Genomic DNA, 23,381 nt, shown 5'->3' with positions numbered 1-23,381 from the left:
TTTTTATAGCAGGGAGGGATCTGTATGAGTAGTTCTGTAGCTGTAGAGGTAACCGGGCTGCACAAGAAGTTCGGGGACCAGCTTGTTCTGAAAGGCATTGATCTGCACATTGATATGGGAGAGGTTGTTGGCATCATCGGCCCCAGCGGTTCAGGAAAAAGCACGCTGCTCCGCTGTCTGAACCTGCTCGAAACTCCGACCGAAGGTGTCATCCGGATTCAGGATGAGGTGCTGTATGCGAGACAAGCAGGGGAAGCCCGGCCTGCCAAGTCAGCCCCGGGCAAGCTCAAAACTGGCATGGTCTTTCAGCAGTTCAATCTGTGGCCGCATATGACCGTGCTGGAGAATGTCATAGAAGCACCGCTGCGGGTGAAGAAGACGGATAAAAAGGCGGCCATCCAAAAGGCGGAGGCGCTGCTTGCCAAGGTGGGTCTGCTGGAAAAGCGGGATATGCATCCCATTTATCTGTCGGGCGGCCAGCAGCAGAGGGTTGCGATTGCCCGGGCGTTGGCGATGGAGCCTGAAATTATGCTGTTTGATGAGCCTACGTCTGCGCTGGACCCCGAGCTGGTCGGTGATGTCCTGCGGGTAATGAAGGATCTTGCCGGAGAAGGAATGACCATGATTGTGGTCACGCATGAGATGGAGTTTGCCGCCAATGTGGCTGACCGGGTGATCTTTATGGATCAGGGAGTCATTGTGGAGCAGGGAACACCGGATACGATATTCCGCCGTTCGCAGAGTCCCAGATTACAGCAATTTTTGTCCAATACAAGCTTTACAGCCTTTGGCTGATCCTATGAATGATAAGGGGAATGTTCATTATGGAAATTACAAGATACCGCAAGTTTTCGACCCAGAGCTTTTATCCGTCACAGATGGGGGAGCCGGAGCATCATATTCAGAATGAATTTTGTATGGCTGTGCGGGCGGGTGACCGTATTTTCCTGCGGGGGCAGACCGGATTTGATCTGGACGGGAACTTCCGCGGACTGGACAATGTTGCCGAGCAGACCGAACAGGCCTGCCTCAATATCAGACAGCTTCTGGGTGAAGCCGGCGGCTCGATGGATAATGTGTGCAAAATTACGGTGTATCTGACCGACCGGGATTACCGGAGCGAAGCTTATGCTGTAATTGCCAAGCATTTTCAGGGCGTATTTCCCTGCAGTACCGGTCTTGTCGTGAAGGGGCTGGCTCTGCCCGAAATGTATGTGGAGATTGATGTCGAAGCCATGGTGGCCGAATAAGAATCAGGGGGAGTTCAGATGACAGCAACGACTACAAGATTCAGGACGTTTAAGACAGAGCAATTCTACCCTGCCGGGATGGGTGCGCCGGAGCATCATGTGCAGAATGAATTCAGCATGGCGGTGCGCAGCGGGCGGAGGATGTTTCTCCGCGGCCAGACGGGGTTTGACCTGGACGGCAACTTTCACGGGCTGGACAATGTGGCTGAGCAGACCCGGCAAGCGTGCCGGAATGTGAAGCAGCTGCTGGAAGAAGCCGGAGGGAGCATGCAGGATGTGTGCAAAATCACGGTGTACCTGACAGAAAGAGAATACCGGAGCGAGGCTTATGCAGTCATCGCGGAGCATTTCCAAGGTGTCTTTCCCTGCAGTACGGGACTGATTGTGGAAGGCCTCGCCTTGCCCGAGCTGCTGATGGAAATCGATGTTGAAGCTGTAATCAGGGAAGTGTAACGGAGTATGGACATTATTGCAATGCGCCGGGATTTGCATGCCCATCCGGAGGTCGGCTTTACGGAGTTCCGCACAGCCTCCATTGTAGCGGGGTTGTTATCTTCCTGGGGCTACACTACGGTGTATGGGCCAGAAGCGCTGGACGGAGCTGTCCGCAAAGGCGTCCCGTCTGCCGAGATACTGGATGCTGCTTATGAACGCGCCCTGGAGCATGGTGCTGATCCTGACCTTGTCGGGCCGATGAAAGGCGGATATACGGCAGTAATCGGCATATTGCAGGGCAAGCGTCCCGGGCCTGTCGCCGCCTTCCGTTTCGACATGGATGCTCTGCCCGTGACCGAGAGCCGGGGGGAGCAGCATCTTCCGCACCGGGAGGGCTTTGCCTCCCGCTACAGCGGAATCATGCATGCCTGCGGGCATGACGGCCATACGGCCATCGGCCTGGCACTGGCGGAGAGGCTGGCGGACCGGGAGTTTGCCGGAACGCTGAAGCTGATTTTTCAGCCGGCGGAGGAAGGGGTCAGGGGAGCGGAGGCGGTTGTCAGCAAGGGCTGGCTGGATGATGCCGATTATCTGTTCTGCCACCATCTGGCGACAGACGCAGTCTCAGGCCAGCTGTTCGCCGGTGCGCTGGGCTTTCTGGCTACCACTAAGCTTACAGCGGAATTTAGAGGAGTATCTTCCCACGCGGGAGCGGCTCCGGAGCTTGGCCGCAATGCGCTGCTGGGCGCAGCGGCGGCACTGCTGAACATCCATGCCATCCCCCGCAACAGCGGCGGGCAGACCTTTGTGAATGTAGGTGTGCTTGAGGGCGGAACGGCGGCCAATATTGTGCCGGAGCAAGCCAGAATGGTGCTGGAGTGCCGTTCCGATTCCCTCGAAATCAACAGCGATCTGGAGCGCAGGATCAGGCGGATTCTGCAGCACAGTGCGGAGATGTATGAGCTGTCCTGTGAGGTTGAAGTAACAGGTGCAGCCATTCCGATTCATTGTGACGAGGAAGCTGTGCGGCTTGTGGCGGAGGAAGCGGCCGGACATCCGGCCTTCCGTTCCATTTCCGAGCGTGTGGCCGTAGCGATTGGAAGCGAGGATGCCGGATTCATGATGCAGCGGGTCCAGCAGCGCGGAGGGATCAGCACTTATATGATTATCGGCTCTGACCGGCCTGCCGCCCATCACCAGCCTGAATTCGATATTGACGAAGCCGTCCTTGAGCCGGCCGCTAATCTGCTGGCAGGCATAGCGCGGAGAGTGCTGGTGTAGCCTGATGCGGCAATTGAATACGTAGCAGCAAAAAAAGACGGCTTCTTGATCATCAGGGAGCCGTCTTTTTTTAAAAAATATAAGAATTTATATGTTCCACACGATAACTTGTCCTTATATTTCTCGCTGAAACGATACCGTCTTTAAAAAAGACGGCCTAGCCGTTTCCACTTGCCCAAAACGATAACCAGCCTTTGAGTTAGATGACATTGCCACAAGGACATTCCGCTCCCGCCGGTGAGTTCCTGAAGCAAGTGGAAATAGGGCACTTAAATACGAAGGAAGCTCCCTTCCCGGTACAATAAGTGGAAAAAGAGCACCTCCTGCAGCCTAATCCGCCCGGAAATGAAATTTTGGCAGAATTAAATAACAATTATCCAACTAATTACCGTAAAGCGGCAAATAGCGTCTAAATAAGCAGCATTAATCCAACTACTTTATTCTCCGCCTTACCCCAGCTTCACCGTCTCCCCGCCCGGAACACGGCGGGCTTCATCCCCGACAGAGATCCATACCTCCGTTGCCGACGGATTATAGACCATCTCCTGCGAAGCCGAGAAGCGCAGCCCCTGAACAGCGGACAGGTAGTCCGCGATCTCGATGTTGGTGGCGTACCAGATGTCTTCATGGCCGCCCATCATAGCGGCGAACTGCTCCAGCTCTCCCCAGTTGTCATCGTCATTGAACTCATAGCTGTGTCCCCAGACATAGAGCAGCTGCATATGCGAGTGGCGGGGCTTCTCCTCCAGGAACTTTTGGCCCAGGGCCAGCATCTCCTTGTGATGGCAGGTAGGGTGCCAGGCCAGCAGGTTGTCCGGCAGGCTGAAGCTGCGGTGGGAATTCACCGTGCGCGAATACTCAATGCCCAGGGCCGGCAGCAGGCCGATCACCTGATCATCGTAATTGCCGAACGGATAGGACATGCCCCTTACGGGATAACCGGCCAGCGCCTCCAGCGCCTTGCGGTCGGTCAGAATCTCCTCCGCGATCCCTTCGCGCGGGGTCATGGTGAGGAAAGGATGCGTGCTGGTATGCGCGGAAATCTCATGCCCCTCATAGAGCGCAGCCACCTCGTCCTGTGAGATGTAGCCCTCCTTGCCGAACAACCCCGAATTCAGATGAAAAGACCCCTTCAGCCCATGCTGATTCAGAATCTCCACGAGCCGCCGGTCATAGGTTCTTCCATCATCCCAGCTCGTTGTTAGCGCTTTAGTAACGCCGCCTGGAAATAAATCGAATTTGACTCTCATTGCTGTAACCCTCCCTGACTGTAAAATATACATCATTTAAATGTGAGCACCGGTTCCGCCTAAGACGAATATGGAATATAGCTCCACCAAGAACAATGCCAGAATGCAGAGCGATTAGCAAGACTCTTGTAAATGCGTCATCCGCGCAGCAGCGGGTCCTGGCCAGGACATTCTCAAGGGGGAACAGGATGAGGACCGTGTCTACACTACATTTTCTGGAATAGCACCGTTAGCGCGCGAGTCACTCAGATGCATCTGTCCCTTGCTTATACCACCATTTTCGCATGTCGTTATTATGCTAAAGAAGGGCATGATCGTCAAGGAACCGGCCCGCCGGATACGGTACTCTAAAGGAGAGATGACATAAGGTTGGAGGGATACAATGCAGCGTTGTTTATATAGAGCCGAGTGCCGGGAGGATGCTAATCCGTCAGCGTTCTTGGGCGCACAGACCCGACTGCTGAATGAACGCATGGACAGGCTGGACCTGGCACAGCTTAGTATTTTTCAGGATGGCAAGCAGCTGTTTCTGTACTATGAGTGCACCAGCCGCGAGCTGGAGCCGGAGCAGTTATTTGAGGGTGCTGCGGAGATTCTCAAGGAATGGCCGGGAGGGGAGCAGGCCCGGTTGTGGGTGCCTATGATGGACATTTTTCATTATCAGCAGCCGGTCTCCGCAGAGCACTGGAAGCGTAATCATACGGCAGGAACCCCTTACGGACGAGTGGCGGCGCTGAAGCCGGAGCAGGTCGCCAGCTATGTGTACCACCATTATCAGTATCAGGAGGAGCGACCGGGAGACGGTGACAAGTACGGGATCATCGGGCTGCATGAGAACCTGCTGTTTTTTTATGCCGAGCTGCCAGCAACGGTAGAGCCTGCCCCGTACGCCGGGAAGCTTACTACGAATCTGCGGCCGGACAACTGGGGTGAGGTGATGGACCCGCATTTCAGGAAATGGAGTGAGATGCCGCCGGATCAGGCCATTTGGAAAAAGCTTGCACTCGTCCTAACCATCCCCCGCCCCCATACGGGAAAAGGAGAATGATTATGCTACGTACATCCATATGTCTCAATGGTGAGTGGGATTTCATGCCGCTCTATGACCAGCCGCGCAGCCGCGCGCTTCCGGAGAGATTGCAATACGAGGCCCGCAAAATACAGGTTCCATCGAGCTGGCGCTACAGCTATCCTGCCCCTTCGGGCGGCAAATTCGGCGAAGTCGCCGAGTATCAGTTCCAGCCCTTCGATGTGTACAAATATCCCGAGGAATGGAATGCAGCCGAAGCCGGGGTGCTACACCGCAGCTTTCAGGTGCCGGAGACGATGCTGGGGCAGCGGGTCGTACTGCGGTTTGACGGCATTCTGCAAAAAGCGGCCATCTACCTGGACCGCGAGCGGATTGCCGTCTGGGAGGACGGCTTCCTGCCCTTGCGGCTGGATATCACCGCGCTGGTGAAGCCCGGCCGGGAGCAGCAGCTGCATGTGGTCTGCGGCAGCTTTGACACGGTGGTGCTTCCCTCCGGGGAGACCAAAATCACCGGACTCTCCGGCTCCTGGTTCGGCAGACTCGCCCGGGGCATCTGGCAGGATGTTTTCCTGGAGGCCTATCCGCAGGTATCGCTGGAGGATCTTACGATCCGCACCTCTGTCCGGCAGGGAAGGCTGGAAGTGGATGCTCTGATAAGCGGCACAGAAGAGGGGCTCTCTCCCGAAGGCTTGCGGGTGCTTTTGCAGGTCAGGGAGCGGAGGTCTGGTGTTCAGCCAGCACTGGCAGAGCCGCCGTATCTTGTGCAGCCGCTGGCGGACGCCCGTCCGCTGCCCGTACTTGAAGCGGAAGCCGCAGTAGCGCTTCGCCCTGCGGAGGCTGCGGCAGGACGGCAGTTATGCGTCAATACCGGCAGCCGGGAGTGGGGCGGAGCTGTATTCAGCCTGCCTTGGCAGGAGGCCCTGCTGTGGAGCCCGGATTCCCCTGTCCTGTATGAGCTGGAGCTTGTGCTGCAATCGGACAGCGGGATTCTGGACCGCCGGAGCGAAACCTTCGGCTTCCGGGAGTTCTGGTGCGAAGGGCCGCAATTTATGCTGAACGGGATTCCCGTTAATCTGCGGGGGGACTCCTGGCATTTTCAGGGGGCGGCTCAGCAGACAGAGGACTATATCCGTAACTGGTACCGGATGTGCCGGCAGGCGGGCATTAACAGCATCCGGCTGCATGCACAGCCGTATCCATCTGATTATCTGCGGATTGCCGATGAGGAGGGGATGCTGATTGTCGATGAGACGGCCATCTACGGCTCCAGCAAAAGCATGGATGCCGCCCATCCCGATTTCATCGGCAATTGCCGCGGGCATGTGCAGCGGCTGGTGCAGCGGGACAAGAATCACCCTTCGGTCATTCTGTGGAGTGTGCAGAACGAGATGCGCTGGGTGGACGGACGGGATCACTACAAGCAGCATATCCCCGGCCTGATCGGACTGATGAAGGCACTGGATGATACCCGCCCGGTTATGGTGGAGGGCGATAACCGCCTGGTCTCCAGGCAGCAGACCGAGGTGGAGAGCCGTCATTACAACATTGACGGCACCATCGCGCAGTGGGACCGGCAGGTTCCGCTCACCTTCGGCGAGCATGGCGGCTGGTGGTACATCTGTCCGCAGAACAGCAGTATGTACACGGGAATGGATGTATACAAGGATTCGGACGCAAGTGCTGCCGGGCTGGCCCGCAAGGAGCGGCTGTTCGTGGAATATGCACGGCGGCAGGGCGTCTCAGGCATCTCTACCTTTAATTTTGTCCACTACTTCATGCGGGCGATGCCGGAGCAGGAGATCAGGCTGCCGCAGGCCGACCTGACCACACCCGGTCCCAAGCCTGCTGTGATTCCGGCATACTCGCTATCGCTGAACAACGGGCTGCTGCCGGAGGAGTATCCTGTCTACCGGCCTAATCCGGCTTTTGCCATTATGGCCGCAGCCTTAAAGCCGGTCACGCTGATTGCCGCCGAATACAACCGCTGCTTCTTCGATGATGTGCCACTCTGCCGCAGCTTCGATGTTTATAACGATACGCTGTCCGCGCAGGAAGTAACAATCGAATGTGAGGTCATGCAGGGCGGGCGCAGGGTACACAGCGAGACCATCCGCTTCCTTCATGAGCCTGCTCAGCGCCGGAGCATCCGGCTGGAGTGGATGCCGGAGGCTGTCAAGGGCAGGGGAGAGGAAGGTAGCGCGGGTATAGGCGAAGAAGAAACCACGCTGTCCGCCCGGCTGTTCCATAGCAGTGCGCTGATGCATGAGCTTGACGTAAGCTACCGCCTGCTGTCCGGCAGCTGCCGGACCGAGCCGGTTGAGATCGCTCTGCCCGCAGCATACATCGGCTCTGACCGGGACTTCCAGGCCATTCACACGCTGGTGCCCGCGCTGGTCCGGGCAGAGCCGGAAGCGGTAGGGAGTCTTACGCCCGGGACCCTGCTGATTGTCGGCAGCAAAATGCAGGACAAGGACGCGGCGCTGGACCGGAGGCTGAGAGGATTCGTGCAGCGGGGCGGCCGGCTGCTGCTGCTGGAGCAGCTTCATCTCTCTCCCGGCCGGCTGGCGCTCACCCGCCGGGAATTCATCCGCGCACATAGCGGCGATTACGGGCATCCGGTGCTCCGGGGATTAGGCGCGGAGGATCTGATGTACTGGCATGAGGAGCTGCGCGAGGATGGTCCGCTGCCGATTATCCGGGCGGCGTTCGAGAAGCCGGTGACCGGTGACTTCACCCTGCTGCTGGAATGCAGCGCAGGGGACTTCGGAGACGGCGGCGATCTGTGGTCGCCGCTGCTCGAATACCGCAGCGGAGCAGGCATGCTCCTGGCGAATCAGCTGGAGATCATGGATCATCTCCAGCGGGTTCCCCAGGCGCAGCTGCTGTTGCGCAGCCTGCTGCAGTACGCGGGCCGCGCGGTGCACGCGGCCGCACCCGCCGCCGCGCTGACGCCCGCGGCGGCAAGGTCCGCTGCGGTCTGGGTCCGCAGCGGCAGTCCGGCGGCAGCCTTGCTCAGCAAGCTCCGCCTGAAGGGCCACAGGCTGGACAGCGCCGCAGGCTTGTCCAGCCTTGCCCCCGGCCTCCTCGTAGTGGAGGCCGCACTGCTGGGCGAGCCGGGCGCGGCGGAAGCCGTGCGCCAGGCGGCCCTGGCCGGCGGCAGCGTGCTGGTGCTGCCGGCAGAGCCCGGCGGGCAGGAGGCGCTTGCCCGCCTGCTGGACGCTCCCGTGCGCATCGCGCCGCACGGGACGTATCATCTGGCGGCGGACTATGCGTACGCCGCCGTGCAGGGCATCAGCCCAGTCGACCTGTTCGGCTTCGACAAGGTGCATCTCTCGCCCCGGGATGTCGTCAACCGGGAGCTGGCCGGGTGCAGGCTGGAGGTGCCGGACGCCGAGGTGCTGTGCACCAGCGTCGAAGGCACGGCCTGGAAGGACTATTTCGCCGGGCAGCATACGGCGGAATACAGCCGGCTGGCGCTGGTCGAGCTGAACCGCAGCCAGGCCGCTGCTCCGGGGGCCTTTGTAATCCGGCAGACGGCCGGAGCGGGAGAGATTCTCTGCTCACAGCTGCTCGCCGATCCCGACAGCGACAAAAGCCTCAGGCTCTACACCCGCCTGCTCGCCAATCTAGGAGCCGCGTTCGCAGATGAACTGCTGCTCCATGACAAGGAGGATGCGCAGTGGGCGGTGGAGGCCGCAATGACGCTGTTCTGTCCGCCGCACATCGACTATGAGGCAATGAAGGACTACTATACCGACCCCGAGTTCTCCCTGAACAATTTGGGGGAAGGACTATATGGCTGGATGAAGAAAAAAGAACGCCGCCCGGACGGAACCTTCCTCATTCCCGCACCGGAAGGACGCCCTCTGTTCCTGAGCTGCTTCGTGCATCTGCCGGAGACGGCGGAAGCAGCCTTGGGCAGTGTGAGCAGAGACGGCGCAAGAACCGGCAGACTCCGGGTGAACTCGGCCTGCGCTTTTGACATCTATATGAACGGCAGGCTGGTGCCTGAGCCTGAACAGGAGATTACGCTGGCCAGCGGGATCAACCGCCTGATCGCCATCGTCCGGGGAGCGCAGGAGGATATTGCCTTCGGTATGGTTTTCCTGAATACGGACGGCACGTATATGAATGATCTGGAGTTCCGCCTGACGATGGATGAGGTGGAGCCTAAGTGAGCAAGATCAATGGAGAGGAGCAGACCGATATGAACGCCAATGAACCGGTAACATCCGCAGCATCTGCATCATCCGCATCGTCCATATCACCCGCAGGCCCTTCCGGCCGCACTTCAGAGCTGGACCAGTATTTTGCCTTTCATGATGAGGCGAGGGAGGTAGAGTTCAAGCGGCATGATATGCCGACCCCCTGGCTGAACTATTTATCCAACGGAACCTTCCATACGATGCTGTCCCATGCGGGTGGCGGACTCTCCTTCTATAAGTCTCCGCAGATCTGGCGGATTACCCGCTACCGTTTCTTCCATCTGCCCACCGACCGCTCCGGCCCCTATATTTACTTGCAGGATGCCGGAACAGGCAGCTACTGGTGTCCCACCTATGAGCCGGCCTTCCGGAAGCCGCAGGAGTGGAAGAGCAGCCATGGCATGGGCTATACCCGCTTTGAAGCGCAGGCGGATGAGCTGGCGGCGAAGACGGTTTATTTTGTCGGACCCTATGAGAACTCGCTGATCTGGAATCTGACGCTGACGAACCATAGCAGCGGGGTCAAGGAGCTGAATGTGTACGCCTACGCCGAGTTTGGGATGATGGAATTCATGCGTGAGCTGCAATGGCAATGCTATAACAAGCATCAGGTCTCGGTGCAGTACCATGAGAAGGAAGCGCTGATCTATAAATACGGGGTGGAAAATCAGCCCAAGCCGGACGAAACCCCGCTGGTCTATATGATGTCAGATGCACCGCTTGCCGGGTATGACGGTGACCGTGAGGAATTCATCGGCAGCTACCGCAGTGAGTCGAATCCGGCCGCTATTGAGCAGGGGGGCTGCACCGGCTCAGCGATTCTGGGAGGCGACCCCTGCGGCGCCCTCCAGGTCCGGGTAAGGCTTGCGCCCGGTGAGTCACGCACGGTGAACTTTTTTCTCGGGACAGCCATGAACGAGGCCGAGATTGAACGGGCCATCGGCCATTCACGCGAGGCGGATTTCGTCACCCGTTCCTATGCCGCGCTTCAGGAGAACTGGGAGCGTTACCTCGGGGCCTGGAGCTGTGAACTGCCGGATCAGGATGCACAGCGCATGCTGAACACCTGGAATCCGTACCAGTCACAGCGAAATTTCCTGTTCTCGCGCAATATTTCGTATTATGCCACCGGCACCTTCCGGGGCGTAGGCTACCGGGATACGGCCCAGGATATTCTGGCGGTCGTACCGTATGATCCGGAGGCGGCCAAGGATAAAGTCCGTCTGCTCCTCGGGCAGCAGTATCAGGACGGGCATGTGAATCATTACTTTTTCCCGAATGAGGGCTGGGACCCGGTGACCAGCATCCATTCGGATGATCACCTGTGGACGGCGCTGGCCGTATGGGACATTCTTGCCGAGACCGGAGACGCGGCATTCCTCCAGGAAAATATTCCGTTCTATGACGGCGGTGAGGCATCGCTCTATGATCATTTGAAGCGGGCGGTGGACTTCACTGTCTCCCGGCTGGGGCCGAACGGCTTCCCGCTGATGCTGCGCTCGGACTGGAATGACCAGCTTTTCCGCGTATGCCGTGAGGGCAGAGGGGAGAGCATCTGGACAGCGATGCAGTTCGGGACGGTACTGCTGCGCATGAAGGATCTGGCGGCGGCCTCCGGCTACCCGGAGCATGCGGCGGACTATGACCGGCTCTACAGGAAGCAGAAGTCGCTCGTAAACACGCTGGGCTGGGACGGGCACTGGTTCCGGCGGGCGGTGATGGATGACGGGCGTTATCTGGGGACCGCTGAGCATGAGGAGGCCCAGATCTGGCTCAATGCCCAGACCTGGGCGACCCTGTCCGGGATGGCTGAGCCTGACAAGGGGCTGAAGGCGATGGACAGTGTGCGCGACATTCTCGATACAGAGCTAGGCATCCGAAAACTGCACCCGTCCATCACCACCTTCCCCGATCCCGCCGATCCGTTAACCAACTATAACAAAGGAACCGGGGAGAACGGGGCCGTCTTCTGCCACGCCAATACCTGGGCGATTATTGCGGAATGCATGCTGGGCAGAGGGGATCAGGCGTACAAATATTACCGCCAGCTGATCCCGAACATCGCCATGGAGCAGGCCGGAATCTGGCGCTACAAAGCGGAGCCGTATGTCTATGCCTCGAACCTGTTCGGACCGGAGTCCGACAGATTCGGTCTGGCGAATGTATCCTGGCTGACCGGGACCGCTGCGTGGATGTATGTAGCCGCTACACAGTACATTATGGGCATCAAGCCGGTGCTGGCCGGACTGTCCATTAACCCGTGCATCCCGTCTTCCTGGGAGGGCTTCTCGGTCACCCGGCGGTTCCGTGGCTGTGAATATGAGATTACCGTGAAGAACAACAGCCGTGTCTGCTCAGGCGTCCAGGAAATCCGGGTCGACGGCGAACGGCTCGAAGGGACCGTCATCCCCGCATATCCGCACAAGCAATCAGTGAAAGTGGAGGTCATACTGTAGCCGCAGGCTTTCTGTAGAGACAGAGATATAAGCAGTATATAAAAAGTGTCCCGCCACCGGCTCCTAGTAGCGCCGGGCGGGACACTTTGGCGTTCAACACTTGGAATCGTTGGATCAATGAAGTGCAGAAGTGCACCTGAATTCGCCTAAATTGGGGGATACGCAGAAATGAGGTGCAGAAGTGCACCTGAATTCGCAGGTGAACCAGAAGTTACTGTTAATGACGTTAAATAAATTCATCCATCCGCTCCCCAGAAATCCCCCCCCTTTCTCCACGCCTACCCTCTTTCCTGAAAATTAGGCTCATCCCCCGGTTTACTTTTGCTCCCGGCGTGGTATAGTATAGGTATAAGTTGCACTGAGGAAATATAGTTGTATTATTGCAACAATGATTATCATTCTCATTTATCTCCCAGTCATGTTTTTATTCTGGTCACCAGTTTCAGTCATGCCATTATCCAGGTCATTATGGTCAAATCCCATATCTATTCAACATGCTGTCCCGGCGGAGCCGGGGCAGCATGTGTCATTTTAAGGGCAATAATAATGGCTCTCATTCTCACAGCGTGCTGCTTATACCCGCAATAACTACAATCAGGAAGGTGATGTATTATGCAAGCAACCTCGAAATCAATGCCCAAATCCGCCGCGCGCCAGGGAGGGGCGCAGCAGCCCCGGACACCGGAGCCGCGCCGCTTCGATCCGCTGGCGATGCTCAGCAACTCCGAAATGCAGGCTGCGCTCGGCAGCGGGCTGATCATGCTGACCGCCTGGGCGGTCAGCGGCTGGTCGGAGGTGCTGTCCGTCCTGCTCTATGTCGTCTCCTACGCCCTGGGCGGCTGGATCAAGGCGAAGGAAGGCGTGGAGACGCTGGTCAAGGAGCGCGACCTGGATGTCAATCTGCTGATGATCGCCGCTGCCCTGGGCGCAGCCTCCATCGGATATTGGAATGAAGGGGCCATGCTGATCTTCATTTTTGCCTTAAGCGGAGCACTGGAGAGCTACACGATGGAGCGCAGCAAGAAGGATATCTCCTCTCTGCTGGCACTGAAGCCGGCTACCGCTGTACGCATTGAGCAGGGGGCGATGAGTGAGGTAACGATTGACCAGCTTATGCTTGGCGACCTGCTGCTGGTCCGTCCCGGTGAGCTGGTTCCGGCAGACGGCAAGGTGTGCCGGGGCGAATCCTCCGTCAACCAGGCCTCCATCACCGGCGAATCGCTGCCCGTAGACAAAACCCCGGGCAGCGAAGTGTTCGCCGGTACGGTCAACGGGGAAGGCCCTCTGTATATCGAAGTGACCAAGACAGCCGAGAATACGCTGTTTGCCAAAATCATCCGCATGGTGGAAGAGGCCGAGAATGAGGTCCCTGATTCCCAGCGGTTCATCAAACGCCTTGAATCCGTCTATGCCCGTGTCGTGGTCGCGGCAACCGTCCTGCTGATTGCGCTGCCGCCGTTCCTGCTGGACTGGAGCTGGAGCAATACGTTCTACAAAGCAATGGTCTTCCTGGTCGTGGCGTCACCTTGCGCGCTCGTTTCCTCTATTATGCCAGCCATGCTGTCGGCGATCTCCAAAAGCGCCCGCAAAGGCATCCTGTTCAAAGGCGGAGTTCACCTGGAAAATATGGCGCGGACCTCGGTGGTCGCTTTTGACAAGACAGGTACTTTGACTGAAGGTGTCCCGCAGGTTACAGACTTCATCGCCGGTACCGGTTATGACCGGGAAGAGCTGCTGGCAGTCAGCGCCTCTATTGAAAAGCTCTCAGGCCATCCGCTGGCGGAAGCGGTGGTCGCGCTGGCGGAAGCGGAGCACATCACGCTGCGGGAGGTTAAGGAGAGCAGATCGGTCACGGGCTGGGGGATTGAAGGCGTCATTGACGGCCGCCTCTGGCGGATTGGCAAGTCGAATCTGCTGGATGAAGAGACCAGTGCTGCTCAGCAGCCCGGCGCTGACAACTGGAACGCACTGCGCAGCAGGCTGGAGCAGGAAGGCAAAACCGTCTCGCTGATCATGGACGGTGATACCGTTGCCGGAATGATTGCGCTGCAGGATACCGTGCGTCCCCAGGCGGCGGCTGCCGTGCGCAAGCTGCAGGAGCTGGGCATCCGGGTGGCGATGCTGACCGGGGACCGCGAGGCCACGGCGCAGGTGATTGCCGGGAAGGCGGGCGTGGACCTGGTGTTCGCCGGGCTTTTGCCGGAGGATAAGGTTACGCATGTCAAAGCACTCCGCGAGCAGTACGGCCATGTGATCATGGTGGGCGACGGCGTGAATGATGCGCCAGCGCTGGCTACGGCAACGGTCGGGATGGGCATGGGCATGAAGGGCAGCGGAGCCGCGCTGGAGATTGCCGATGTAGTGCTGATGAATGACAATATTGAAGAGATTGCCGGAACCGTAGCCTTGGCCCGCCGCACGCAGCGGATTGTGAAGCAGAATATGGTGTTCGCCGTGACGGTGATTGCAGCCCTGATGATCAGCAACTTTGTGCAGGGAATTGCGCTGCCGTTTGGGGTGGTGGGGCATGAAGGAAGCACGATTCTCGTCATTCTTAACGGCCTGCGGCTGCTGCGCTAATTTTTTGATTGTTCAAAATTGAATTGTTCACAAAAAGGAGCGTTTACATCGTGTCTGGCGTATTGACAATTACCCTTGAGGTGATCATAATAAATACTACATTATAATTATTTTAAATAAGAATCGGCGACTTAGCCGCCCAACTCAAGGGGGATACTATCATGTACAAATCGATAATTGTCGGTACCGGACCGGCCGGATTGACAGCTGCTATATACTTGGCCCGGGCCAACCTGAACCCGCTCGTAATCGAAGGTCCGCAGCCTGGCGGACAGCTTACCACGACAACCGAGATCGAGAACTTCCCGGGATTCCCGGAGGGTATTCTTGGCCCCGATCTGATGGATAATATGCGCAAGCAGGCTGAGCGCTTCGGCGCACAGTTCGTGACCGGCTGGGTGAACAGTGTAGAGCTTGGCGAACGTCCGTTCAAGCTGAACGTGGAAGGCATGGGCACACTGGTGACGGACACCCTGATTATCTCTACCGGCGCAACGGCGAAGTACCTCGGTATTCCCGGCGAGCAGGACAATGTCGGACGCGGAGTCAGCACATGCGCGACCTGTGACGGGTTCTTTTTCCGGGGCAAAGAGATTGTGGTGGTCGGCGGCGGCGATTCCGCGCTGGAGGAAGCTGGCTTCCTGACCCGGTTCGCTTCCAAGGTAACGCTGGTGCACCGCCGTGATGAGCTGCGGGCCTCCAAGATTATGCAGGACCGTGTCCGCGATAATGCCAAGGTGTCCTGGGCGCTGAACCGTACCCCTGTAGAGGTCATTGCCGGCGACAAGGGCGTAACCGGTCTGAAGGTGGTCAACAACGAGACGGGCGAGGAAGAGTTCATTGAAGCGAGCGGCGTATTTGTTGCCGTGGGCCATCATCCCAACACAGCGTTCCTCGGCGGACAGATCACAACGGATGCGAACGGCTATATCGTATCGAATCCCGGAACCTCCGAGACCAATATCCCTGGTGTATTTGCTTGCGGCGACGTGCAGGATACCCGTTACAGACAGGCAATTACGGCAGCAGGCAGCGGCTGTATGGCGGCTATGGATGCCGAGAAATATATCGAGAGTCTGGAGCACAGCGCAGTCATGATGTAACCTCAGCATTTGGTCCCGCAGGGGTTCCGGTGCTACAATAGAGCTAAGATACTGAACCAATTAGGAGGATATCATACTATGGAGAATGTTATTGTCTACACTTCAACCAACTGCCCGCACTGCCGTCAGGTGAAGAGCTTCCTGAGCGATAAAGGCGTAGCCTACGAAGAACGCAACATCGAGCAGAACGATGAATACGCCCAGCAGGTATGGGATATGGGCATGAGAGCTGTTCCGATTACCGTCATTGGCGACACCAAGATTGTCGGCATGAACAAGACCAAGTTCGACAAAGCCTTGGCTGCAATGGAATAAATCCGCTGAATGGATTAGTACAGCATACAGACCGCTTCCTCCGGGGGGCGGTTTTTTGGCGTTTGCTTGTTTTGGCGGGAAGGCGCGTGGACCGGATGTCTGCGAAAAACCGAACATAATGTGCCGAAACGGGGCATGTGGGGTGTTTTATGGATCGGGTGGCACGCAGGAGGTACAGCGAAGAGAGAAAGCAGCCGGGCGTTGAGCGGTTACAGAGTCTTCAGCGCAACGCTCCGGTCTATCAGGTAAAAGACATCACAAGCTGAAATACGGCATAGACGGCAACGCCGCCGGCAATAAGCATAAATCCCGATTTCTTGCGCGACTGGAACAGCCGCAGGACACCCAGGCTGATGAGCGGTGCAATGATGATCAGCAGCAGCAGCACTGTGACGAACATTCTTGCCGAGATATCAGACGTATCAACATAGGTCATGGATGGTCTCTCCGTTTCAGAACAAGGAGTATGGTGACAAATGTCACACAAGTATCCTTATTATATAGGATAGCTTCTCCTTTTAGAGCAGAAAATGTTGCTGAAAATGCGGCGATTTTACGTCAATTCGTCTATAGGGTTACCCGGATATTGCCGAGAAAGTGCATCACTGCCGAAAAGCCTGCGCCAATCATCGTTCCACGGCTCCCCAGTGTGGAGAAGGTAATTTCGAGCTGCTGCTTGTGGTAGGGCAGCGTACGCTCGGCAACCACCCGGCGCAGCGGCTCGCCGAGCCACGGCTCAGCCTCCGATAAGGCACCGCCGATTACGATCAGCTCTGGATTGAAGCTGTTGATCAGATTGGTTACCCCGATTCCGAGATATTCGCCGATGGAATTCAGGTGGCGCAGCGTTTCCGCATGGCCCTCCAGCGCATACCGGACCAGTCCGGTGGTGGTGCGGGCCGGGAGGGAGAGGCCGGGGTTGTCGTAGGTTTTCTCGGAGGCATAGAGCTCCCAGCAGCCCCGGCTGCCGCAGCTGCAGGGCTTGCCTTCCGCCTCGATCGTCATATGTCCGGTCTCGCCGGCATAGCCGCGCGCACCCTTATACAGCTCTCCGCCAATGATGATCCCCGACCCGATCCCCGAGCCTGCACTGATATACAGCAGATGGCGCACATCGCGCGCCGCCCCGAAGTTCAGCTCCCCCTGCGCACCTGCATTGGCTTCATTGTCAATGGTAACAGGCACCTCGAAGGCGCTTTCGAGAATGGACCGCAGGTCCACCATCTCCCAGCCAAGGTTGGGGGCGAACAGGACAACGCCATGCTCATCCACCATGCCCGGCACGCCGACACCGATGCCGACCAGGCCATAAGGAGAAGGGGGAGCGGCAGCAATCAGCGCGGAGATTATCTGCTGCATCTGCTCCAGGACATACGGGAAATCATGGGCCTCCAGCACGCATTCCTGTTCCTGCAGAGTGCCGCCTCCGAGGTTGCACAGCACCGCCTTCAGCTGCTTCACGCGCAGCTCAATCCCGATGACGCTGCCGGCCATCTCATTGAAATGCAGCATCAGCGGCTTGCGTCCCCCGCTGGATTCTCCGGGCCCGGCTTCGGTCACCAGCTCCTGCCCGCATAGCTCGGCTACGAGATTCGACACGGTGGCTTTGTTAAGGCCGGTCATCTCGGATACCTTGGCCCGGGAGACCGGGGACTGCGTGCGGATGGTATGTAGAATAATCGATTTATTGATCTTTTTGACCAGCGCCTGATCACCGGTAACTTTCAAGAAGCACACTTCCTTTTAATATATAAGAGTTTATATGTTTCACACGATCACTTATGCGGGATGGCTCTCCGCTGCGCGGGTATGCCAACTAGTCTAGAGTGAAGAGCGCAAAAATGCAACACCATAGATGAGACTTGGGCGTTACAGGCAGCGAAAAACGGCGGAAAAAAAGGCTGGAATTTCATTGTATGATTTTGTATAACTGGTACTTCCAAGGGAGAGAATGACCCACGGGCGGGAGTCAAAAATAAAAATAAAAAAACTTTGTTTAACCAATATACAAAGTCGGAGAGATGTGTTAAGATGTTGCTGTAAACGCTTGCGGATAGAGCGAATATTGAGGAGGATTTTACAAATGGCTTATTTTGAAACAGTGAGCAAGGTCTCTTATGAGGGAAGCCGTTCCACTAACCCGTATTCATTCAAATTCTACAACCCGAAAGAAATCGTAGCCGGCAAAACGATGGAAGAGCACCTGAAATTTGCAATGGCCTACTGGCATACACTTACTGCTGGCGGTTCCGACCCGTTCGGTGCTGAGACAGCCGTCCGCGCCTGGGACAAGCTGAGCACGCTGGATAAAGCGAAAGCCCGTGCAGAAGCTGCTTTTGAATTCATGGAGAAGATGGATCTGCAGTACTACTGCTTCCACGATGTGGACATCGCTCCTGAAGGCGCGTCCCTGCGTGAATTCTACAGCAACATCGATACGATCGTTGACATCCTTGAACAAGGCATGAAATCCTCCGGCAAAAAACTGCTGTGGAACACAGCCAACATGTTCACCAACCCGCGCTACATGCACGGTGCAGGCTCCACCTGCAACGCTGACGTATACGCACACGCTGCTGCACAGGTGAAGAAGGGTCTGGAAGTGGGTAAACGTCTGGGCGCTGACAACTATGTATTCTGGGGCGGCCGTGAAGGCTACGAAACACTGCTGAACACCAACATGCAGCTTGAGCAGGACAACATTGCCCGCCTGTTCAGCATGGCTGTTGATTATGCGAAGGAGATCGGCTTCGACGGACAATTCCTGATCGAGCCTAAGCCGAAAGAGCCTACTAAGCACCAATATGACTTCGACGCTGCAACCTGCATCGCATTCCTGCAGAAGTACAACCTGGATAAGCACTTCAAGCTGAACCTTGAAGCGAACCATGCTACACTGGCTGGACACACCTTCGAGCATGAACTGCATGTAGCCCGCATCAACGGTATGCTGGGATCACTCGATGCGAACCAGGGCGATCCGCTGCTGGGCTGGGATACTGACGAATTCCCTGCAAGCATCTATGATGCTACACTGACGCTGTACGAAGTACTGAAGAACGATGGTCTGGGCAAAGGCGGAATCAACTTCGACTCCAAGGTTCGCCGTCCTTCCTTCGAGCCTGAGGATCTGTTCCTGGCACACATCTCCGGTATGGACGTATACGCTAAGGGCCTGAAGGTAGCTGCCAAGCTGCTGGAAGACGGCGTATTCGAGAACTTCATCGCTGAGCGTTACAGCAGCTTCAATGAAGGCATTGGCGCTGACATCGTATCCGGCAAGGCTACCCTGGCTTCGCTTGCTGACTACGCGCTGAACAATGAGAATCCGCGTCCGAACAAATCCGGCCGCCAGGAGCTGCTGAGAGCTACATTGAACCAGTACATCCTGACTGTTGAGTAAGATTAGATAATACACGCAACGGGGGTTGCTGAAGAGAGCATTCTTCGGCAGCCCCTTTTTTTGATACTGGTTTGATACTGGATTGGCAGAGTTCCTGCGGAGTAGGGATGGGTGAGTGTATTTTGTGCAATAGAATGCTCTGCTGCCGCTGGAAAATAGCATTCTGCTGTATTTCGTACAACAGATGTTCGAGGATCATGCACGAAACAGTATTATCAAGAAATTCTAGTGTACAAAGTGCAATAGCTTACGATTTTCGGCCGGTTTAAGTGGAATCTATTGCAGGAAATACAATTGCCGCCTTACGGGTGCAGAGAAGTTTTAAGAGAAGAATTGCTTCATATAACTAAGCGTATGCTTATGAAGCGAGTTTTGCTTGAAGTGAATACAGGATGCGGATTCCCGCAAAACTTAAGCTTATGCTTACGAAGCGAGTTTTGCTTGAAGTGAATACAGGAAGCGGACCCCCGCAAAACTTTTAGGAGGCTAACTATGAAATATGTAATCGGTGTCGATCTGGGAACCAGCGCGGTAAAGACTGTACTGGTTGATCCCCAGGGCAAGGTGGCGTTCGAGCACTCTGAAGCGTATCCGCTCAGCCGACCGCAGCCGAACTGGAGCGAGCAGAGCCCGGAGGATTGGGTCAAAGGAACAATTGCCAGCCTGAAGCGCCTGATGGAGGTATCCGGTGCGGAGCCATCGCAGATTGACGGCATCAGCTTCTCGGGCCAGATGCACGGGCTGGTGCTCGTAGACGGCGAAGGCAAGGCGCTGCGTCCGGCCATTCTATGGAATGATACGCGGACGACGGCACAATGCCGCAAGATTGAGCAAGCGCTGGGCGGCAAGCTGATTGATATCGCCCGCAACCGCGCCCTTGAAGGCTTCACCCTGCCGAAGATTCTGTGGGTGCAGGAGAATGAGCCGGAGGTGTTCGCCAAGGCGGAGGTCTTCCTGCTGCCGAAGGACTATGTGCGCTACCACCTGACCGGTGATTACGCTATGGATTACTCCGATGCCGCCGGAACCCTGCTGCTGGATGTAGGCGCGAAGCAGTGGAGCGCTGAGATTGCTGAAGCCTTCAATCTTCCGCTGTCCATCTGTCCGCGGCTGGTGGAATCGTTCGACCAGACCGGAACCTTGCTGCCTGAGATTGCCGCAGCCTCCGGCCTGCTGCCAACTACCCGGGTATACGCCGGCGGTGCGGACAATGCCTGCGGCGCGCTGGGTGCCGGGATTCTGGGCGAAGGCCGGACGATGTGCAGCATCGGAACCTCCGGTGTCGTGCTGTCCTATGAGAGCAACAAGGATCTTAACCTGGAAGGCAAGGTTCACTTCTTCAACCACAGTGAGAAGGATGCCTTCTATATTATGGGCGTGACCCTGGCGGCAGGGCACAGCTTGACCTGGTTCAAGGAGACTTTTGCGGCAGACAAGAGCTTCGACGAGCTGCTGCAGGGCGTGAACGCGATTCCGGCCGGAAGCAGCGGGCTGCTGTTCACCCCTTACATCAGCGGCGAACGTACACCGCACCCGGATGCGAATATCCGCGGCAGCTTCATCGGCATGGATTCCGGGCATACCCTGTCCCACTTCACCCGCGCTGTGCTGGAGGGTATTACGTTCTCGCTGCGTGAATCGATTGAGATTGTGCGTGAATCCGGCAAAGCGATCACCGAGGTTGTGGCCATCGGCGGCGGTGCCAAGAATGAAGCCTGGCTGCAGATGCAGGCCGATATCTTCGGCGCTTCCATCATCAAGCTGGAGAGCGAGCAAGGCCCGGCGATGGGCGCAGCGATGCTGGCCGCGTATGGCGCAGGCTGGTTCGGCTCCCTGAGCGAATGTGCGGAAGCCTTCATCCGTCCGGCTGAGGTTTACACCCCGAATGCCGAGCAGGCTGCCCTGTACGATGGCATCTTCGCCTTGTATCAGGACGTATACACCCAGACCCGCGAGCTGAACGAGAAGCTGGCCTCATACCGCAAATAATACTTGAATACAGCTGGGAATGTCTGCCATCCTATACAGGATGGCAGACATTTGTTTCTGGTAGACAATGCGAATTTACAATCGAACACAAGAGTTGCGCCGAGGTTGCAACGTGCCGGGTGTGTATGAAAAACCGACCACATTGGGCGCTGCGTGGGCGTGTGGGCCAAATGTAGTCGAAAAACCGGCCACATTCGGCGCTAGGTGGGCGCGTGGGCCAAATGTAATCGAAAAACCGATTACATGCGGCGTGGCGGAAGCGGCGTGGACCAAACATTCGGCGCTGCGTGGGCGCGTGGGCCAAATGTAGTCGAAAAACCGGCCACATTCGGCGCTAGGTGGGCGCGTGGGCCGAATGTAATCGAAAAACCGGCCACATCCGGCGCTTCGTGGGCGAGGTGCTTGCCTCTGGCGCGGCAGGTAGCAGCGGTGCCCATCATGTGTTAGGGTGATTTTGTGCTGATAATGTTTACAAGTAACAGAGTTCTGTGATTGCACCATTCAAGAACAGCTTGAAGGAGGGTCCCGTATTGATTAAGGTACTGATTGTGGATGATGAGCCCAAGCTGAGAGAAGGACTGCGTACCCTGATTCCCTGGGAGGAGCACGGCTATTCCGTGGCGGCAACCGCTGCCAACGGATATGAGGCTCTGGACAGGTTCCGCGAGCTTGCGCCTGAGCTGGTGATCGCCGATATCCGTATGCCGGGCATGACCGGGCTGGAGCTGATCGCCGAGCTGCGCAGTCTTAGCCCTGCCTGCCATGTGCTGATTCTCAGCGGGTATGCTGACTTTGAATATGCGAAGCAGGCGATCTCCTACCGTATCGACGGTTATTTGCTCAAGCCGGTCGATGAAGATGAATTAATCAGCTATCTGCAGGAGCTGAGGGAGAAGATCCGCCTGGGGGAGCGCAGCGGCGGCAGCCAGGCTCCGGACCCGGCAAGAGCGGCGGAGGTGCTGGTGCTTGAGCTGCTGCAGTCCGGGCAGGCCGGAGCCGCTGCAGACAAGCTGGGTCTGACCGGCAGCTGTGAGGTGATTCTGCTGGAGCTGACGGGGCTGCATAAGGGGGAGGATGCCCGGGAGGAGCAGGTGAAGCGGCTGCTGGAGCTGCATTGGCAGGAGCAGGCGGCCCGCGGCTTCTTCTTCACCCTTCCCCCGTATATGGGGATTCTGCTGAAGCAGCCGCTTCAGGATGACCGCGCCCGGGCCGGGCTGTGGCAGGAGCTGCACCGGCTGGTGTCGAAGGAAGGGCTGGAGTTCCTGGCGGCAGCGGGCGGGCCGGCGGACAGGCCGGAGAAGGCCAGCCAGTCTCTTGCGGCTGCGCGCGCAAGACTGGATGACGCCTTCTTCGGGCAGAAGAAGGCGCTGCTCAGCGGACAGCCGGACCCCTGGAGTGAACCGGCGGACAGGCCGGGAGAACCGGGGGAGGAGCCGGACCCCGAGCGAGATCTGGAGATGCAGCTGCTGCTGGCGGTGGAGGCCGGGAGCAGTGAAGCGGCCCGGGAGCTGACCCTGCAGATTATCCGCCAGCTGGTTCATACCCGGCGTGAGGAGATCTACATCAAGGAACAGCTGCTGAGGATCGTCAGCAGCACGATTGCCCGCCTGGAGGCGGCGAATCCTGAGCTGCGCCCGCTGATTGCCGGACAAGCTTCCCCTATGGGCGAGGTGTACAGCAGCGGGTATCTGCATGATGCGGAGCGGCTGGTCTCGGGCTATATGGAGCAGATTGCCCGGCTGGCAGGCAGCGGCAGCGGGCGCGGAGATGAGATCAAGCGGATCACGGATCTGATCCAGCGCCGGTATAATGAGAATCTGAAGCTGGGCACCCTGGCCGAGGTGTTCAACTATAACAGCGCCTACCTGGGCAAAATGTTCAAAGCCCAGGTGGGCGAGCACTTCAATACGTACCTGGACAAGGTGCGGATTGAGAAGGCCAAGCAGCTCCTGGCCCAAGGCATGAAGGTCTATGAAGTCGCGGAGCAGGTCGGTTATATGAACGCCGATTACTTCAACGCCAAGTTCCGCAAGTATGTCGGCGTCTCGCCAAGCGCGTTCCGCAAGGAGAATTAAGATCAGGCA

At 57.4% G+C, this 23,381-nt stretch carries 16 protein-coding genes; 13 read left to right on the top strand and 3 right to left on the bottom strand.

Annotated features, from left to right (window positions below):
* Nucleotides 1–24: 24 nt before the first annotated feature.
* From MHI24_RS12005 to MHI24_RS11990, 4 genes are read left to right on the top strand one after another with little or no spacing between them, the layout of a single operon-like run.
* The gene (locus tag MHI24_RS12005) at nt 25–795 is read left to right on the top strand and encodes an amino acid ABC transporter ATP-binding protein (protein WP_340025842.1); all 771 of its coding nucleotides are present in this window, start codon (nt 25–27) and stop codon (nt 793–795) included.
* 29 nt (nt 796–824) lie between these two features.
* Nucleotides 825–1,250 carry a Rid family hydrolase gene (locus tag MHI24_RS12000; protein ID WP_340025841.1) on the top strand — a complete coding sequence of 142 codons (426 nt, stop codon included), beginning with the start codon at nt 825–827 and terminating at the stop codon, nt 1,248–1,250.
* A gap of 18 nt (nt 1,251–1,268) precedes the next feature.
* Nucleotides 1,269–1,703 carry a RidA family protein gene (locus MHI24_RS11995; protein WP_340025840.1) on the top strand — a complete coding sequence of 145 codons (435 nt, stop codon included), beginning with the start codon at nt 1,269–1,271 and terminating at the stop codon, nt 1,701–1,703.
* Between the two features lie 6 nt (nt 1,704–1,709).
* On the top strand, nt 1,710–2,966 hold the full coding sequence (locus tag MHI24_RS11990) for an amidohydrolase (protein ID WP_340025839.1): 1,257 nt from the start codon (nt 1,710–1,712) through the stop codon (nt 2,964–2,966).
* A 449-nt stretch (nt 2,967–3,415) separates the two neighbouring features.
* Here the strand turns inward: MHI24_RS11990 and MHI24_RS11985 are convergent, their stop codons facing one another.
* Nucleotides 3,416–4,216 (bottom strand): polysaccharide deacetylase family protein, encoded by an 801-nt coding sequence (locus tag MHI24_RS11985; RefSeq protein WP_340025838.1) that lies wholly within the window; start codon nt 4,214–4,216, stop codon nt 3,416–3,418.
* 382 nt (nt 4,217–4,598) lie between these two features.
* Here MHI24_RS11985 and MHI24_RS11980 point away from each other — a divergent pair, with 382 nt between their 5' ends.
* From MHI24_RS11980 to MHI24_RS11955, 6 genes are all read left to right on the top strand, one after another.
* Nucleotides 4,599–5,264, top strand: coding sequence for a hypothetical protein (locus MHI24_RS11980; protein WP_340025837.1), 666 nt, complete (start codon nt 4,599–4,601; stop codon nt 5,262–5,264).
* Between the two features lie 2 nt (nt 5,265–5,266).
* On the top strand, nt 5,267–9,424 hold the full coding sequence (locus MHI24_RS11975; protein WP_340025836.1) for a glycoside hydrolase family 2 TIM barrel-domain containing protein: 4,158 nt from the start codon (nt 5,267–5,269) through the stop codon (nt 9,422–9,424).
* Entirely contained in the window at nt 9,421–11,907 is a 2,487-nt protein-coding gene (locus MHI24_RS11970; protein ID WP_340025835.1) for a glycosyl hydrolase family 65 protein, read from the top strand. The genes MHI24_RS11975 and MHI24_RS11970 overlap by 4 nt, the downstream gene beginning before the upstream one ends.
* A gap of 612 nt (nt 11,908–12,519) precedes the next feature.
* Nucleotides 12,520–14,487 (top strand): heavy metal translocating P-type ATPase, encoded by a 1,968-nt coding sequence (locus MHI24_RS11965; protein ID WP_340025834.1) that lies wholly within the window; start codon nt 12,520–12,522, stop codon nt 14,485–14,487.
* A gap of 161 nt (nt 14,488–14,648) precedes the next feature.
* Nucleotides 14,649–15,590, top strand: a complete 942-nt coding sequence (gene trxB / locus MHI24_RS11960) for a thioredoxin-disulfide reductase (protein ID WP_340025833.1) — start codon at nt 14,649–14,651, stop codon at nt 15,588–15,590.
* 78 nt (nt 15,591–15,668) lie between these two features.
* Nucleotides 15,669–15,905: a glutaredoxin family protein gene (locus tag MHI24_RS11955; protein ID WP_238653061.1), complete on the top strand. Its 237-nt coding sequence runs from the start codon at nt 15,669–15,671 to the stop codon at nt 15,903–15,905.
* 241 nt (nt 15,906–16,146) lie between these two features.
* On the opposite strand, the gene MHI24_RS11950 is transcribed toward MHI24_RS11955, so the two are convergent.
* On the bottom strand, nt 16,147–16,341 hold the full coding sequence (locus MHI24_RS11950; RefSeq protein WP_238653060.1) for a hypothetical protein: 195 nt from the start codon (nt 16,339–16,341) through the stop codon (nt 16,147–16,149).
* A 131-nt stretch (nt 16,342–16,472) separates the two neighbouring features.
* Entirely contained in the window at nt 16,473–17,633 is a 1,161-nt protein-coding gene (locus MHI24_RS11945) for an ROK family transcriptional regulator (protein WP_340025832.1), read from the bottom strand.
* A 355-nt stretch (nt 17,634–17,988) separates the two neighbouring features.
* On the opposite strand from MHI24_RS11945, the gene xylA reads away from it, so the two are divergent.
* The 3 genes from xylA (at nt 17,989) to MHI24_RS11930 (ending at nt 23,372) form a co-directional block, all read left to right on the top strand.
* Nucleotides 17,989–19,308 (top strand): xylose isomerase, encoded by a 1,320-nt coding sequence (gene xylA / locus MHI24_RS11940; RefSeq protein ID WP_340025831.1) that lies wholly within the window; start codon nt 17,989–17,991, stop codon nt 19,306–19,308.
* Between the two features lie 492 nt (nt 19,309–19,800).
* On the top strand, nt 19,801–21,297 hold the full coding sequence (xylB, locus tag MHI24_RS11935) for a xylulokinase (protein ID WP_340025830.1): 1,497 nt from the start codon (nt 19,801–19,803) through the stop codon (nt 21,295–21,297).
* Nucleotides 21,298–21,827: 530 nt separating this feature from the next.
* Entirely contained in the window at nt 21,828–23,372 is a 1,545-nt protein-coding gene (locus tag MHI24_RS11930) for a response regulator transcription factor (RefSeq protein ID WP_340025829.1), read from the top strand.
* The last annotated feature ends 9 nt before the right edge of the window (nt 23,373–23,381 follow it).

It is taken from the genome of Paenibacillus sp. FSL K6-1096, from assembly GCF_037977055.1.
In the GTDB taxonomy this organism is placed as follows: Bacteria; Bacillota; Bacilli; order Paenibacillales; family Paenibacillaceae; genus Paenibacillus_AQ.
Note: the sequence above shows the minus strand (reverse complement) of the source record. Positions and strands in the feature narration are given on the sequence as shown.

Excerpts from the sequence above, each read along its gene's own strand:
- MHI24_RS12005 (WP_340025842.1), top strand. The coding sequence starts at position 25 with ATGAGTAGTTCTGTAGCTGTAGAGGTAACCGGGCTGCACAAGAAGTTC.
- MHI24_RS12000 (WP_340025841.1), top strand. The coding sequence starts at position 825 with ATGGAAATTACAAGATACCGCAAGTTTTCGACCCAGAGCTTTTATCCG.
- MHI24_RS11995 (WP_340025840.1), top strand. The coding sequence starts at position 1,269 with ATGACAGCAACGACTACAAGATTCAGGACGTTTAAGACAGAGCAATTC.
- MHI24_RS11990 (WP_340025839.1), top strand. The coding sequence starts at position 1,710 with ATGGACATTATTGCAATGCGCCGGGATTTGCATGCCCATCCGGAGGTC.
- MHI24_RS11985 (WP_340025838.1), bottom strand. The coding sequence starts at position 4,216 with ATGAGAGTCAAATTCGATTTATTTCCAGGCGGCGTTACTAAAGCGCTA.
- MHI24_RS11980 (WP_340025837.1), top strand. The coding sequence starts at position 4,599 with ATGCAGCGTTGTTTATATAGAGCCGAGTGCCGGGAGGATGCTAATCCG.
- MHI24_RS11975 (WP_340025836.1), top strand. The coding sequence starts at position 5,267 with ATGCTACGTACATCCATATGTCTCAATGGTGAGTGGGATTTCATGCCG.
- MHI24_RS11965 (WP_340025834.1), top strand. The coding sequence starts at position 12,520 with ATGCAAGCAACCTCGAAATCAATGCCCAAATCCGCCGCGCGCCAGGGA.
- trxB (WP_340025833.1), top strand. The coding sequence starts at position 14,649 with ATGTACAAATCGATAATTGTCGGTACCGGACCGGCCGGATTGACAGCT.
- MHI24_RS11955 (WP_238653061.1), top strand. The coding sequence starts at position 15,669 with ATGGAGAATGTTATTGTCTACACTTCAACCAACTGCCCGCACTGCCGT.
- MHI24_RS11950 (WP_238653060.1), bottom strand. The coding sequence starts at position 16,341 with ATGACCTATGTTGATACGTCTGATATCTCGGCAAGAATGTTCGTCACA.
- xylA (WP_340025831.1), top strand. The coding sequence starts at position 17,989 with ATGGCTTATTTTGAAACAGTGAGCAAGGTCTCTTATGAGGGAAGCCGT.
- xylB (WP_340025830.1), top strand. The coding sequence starts at position 19,801 with ATGAAATATGTAATCGGTGTCGATCTGGGAACCAGCGCGGTAAAGACT.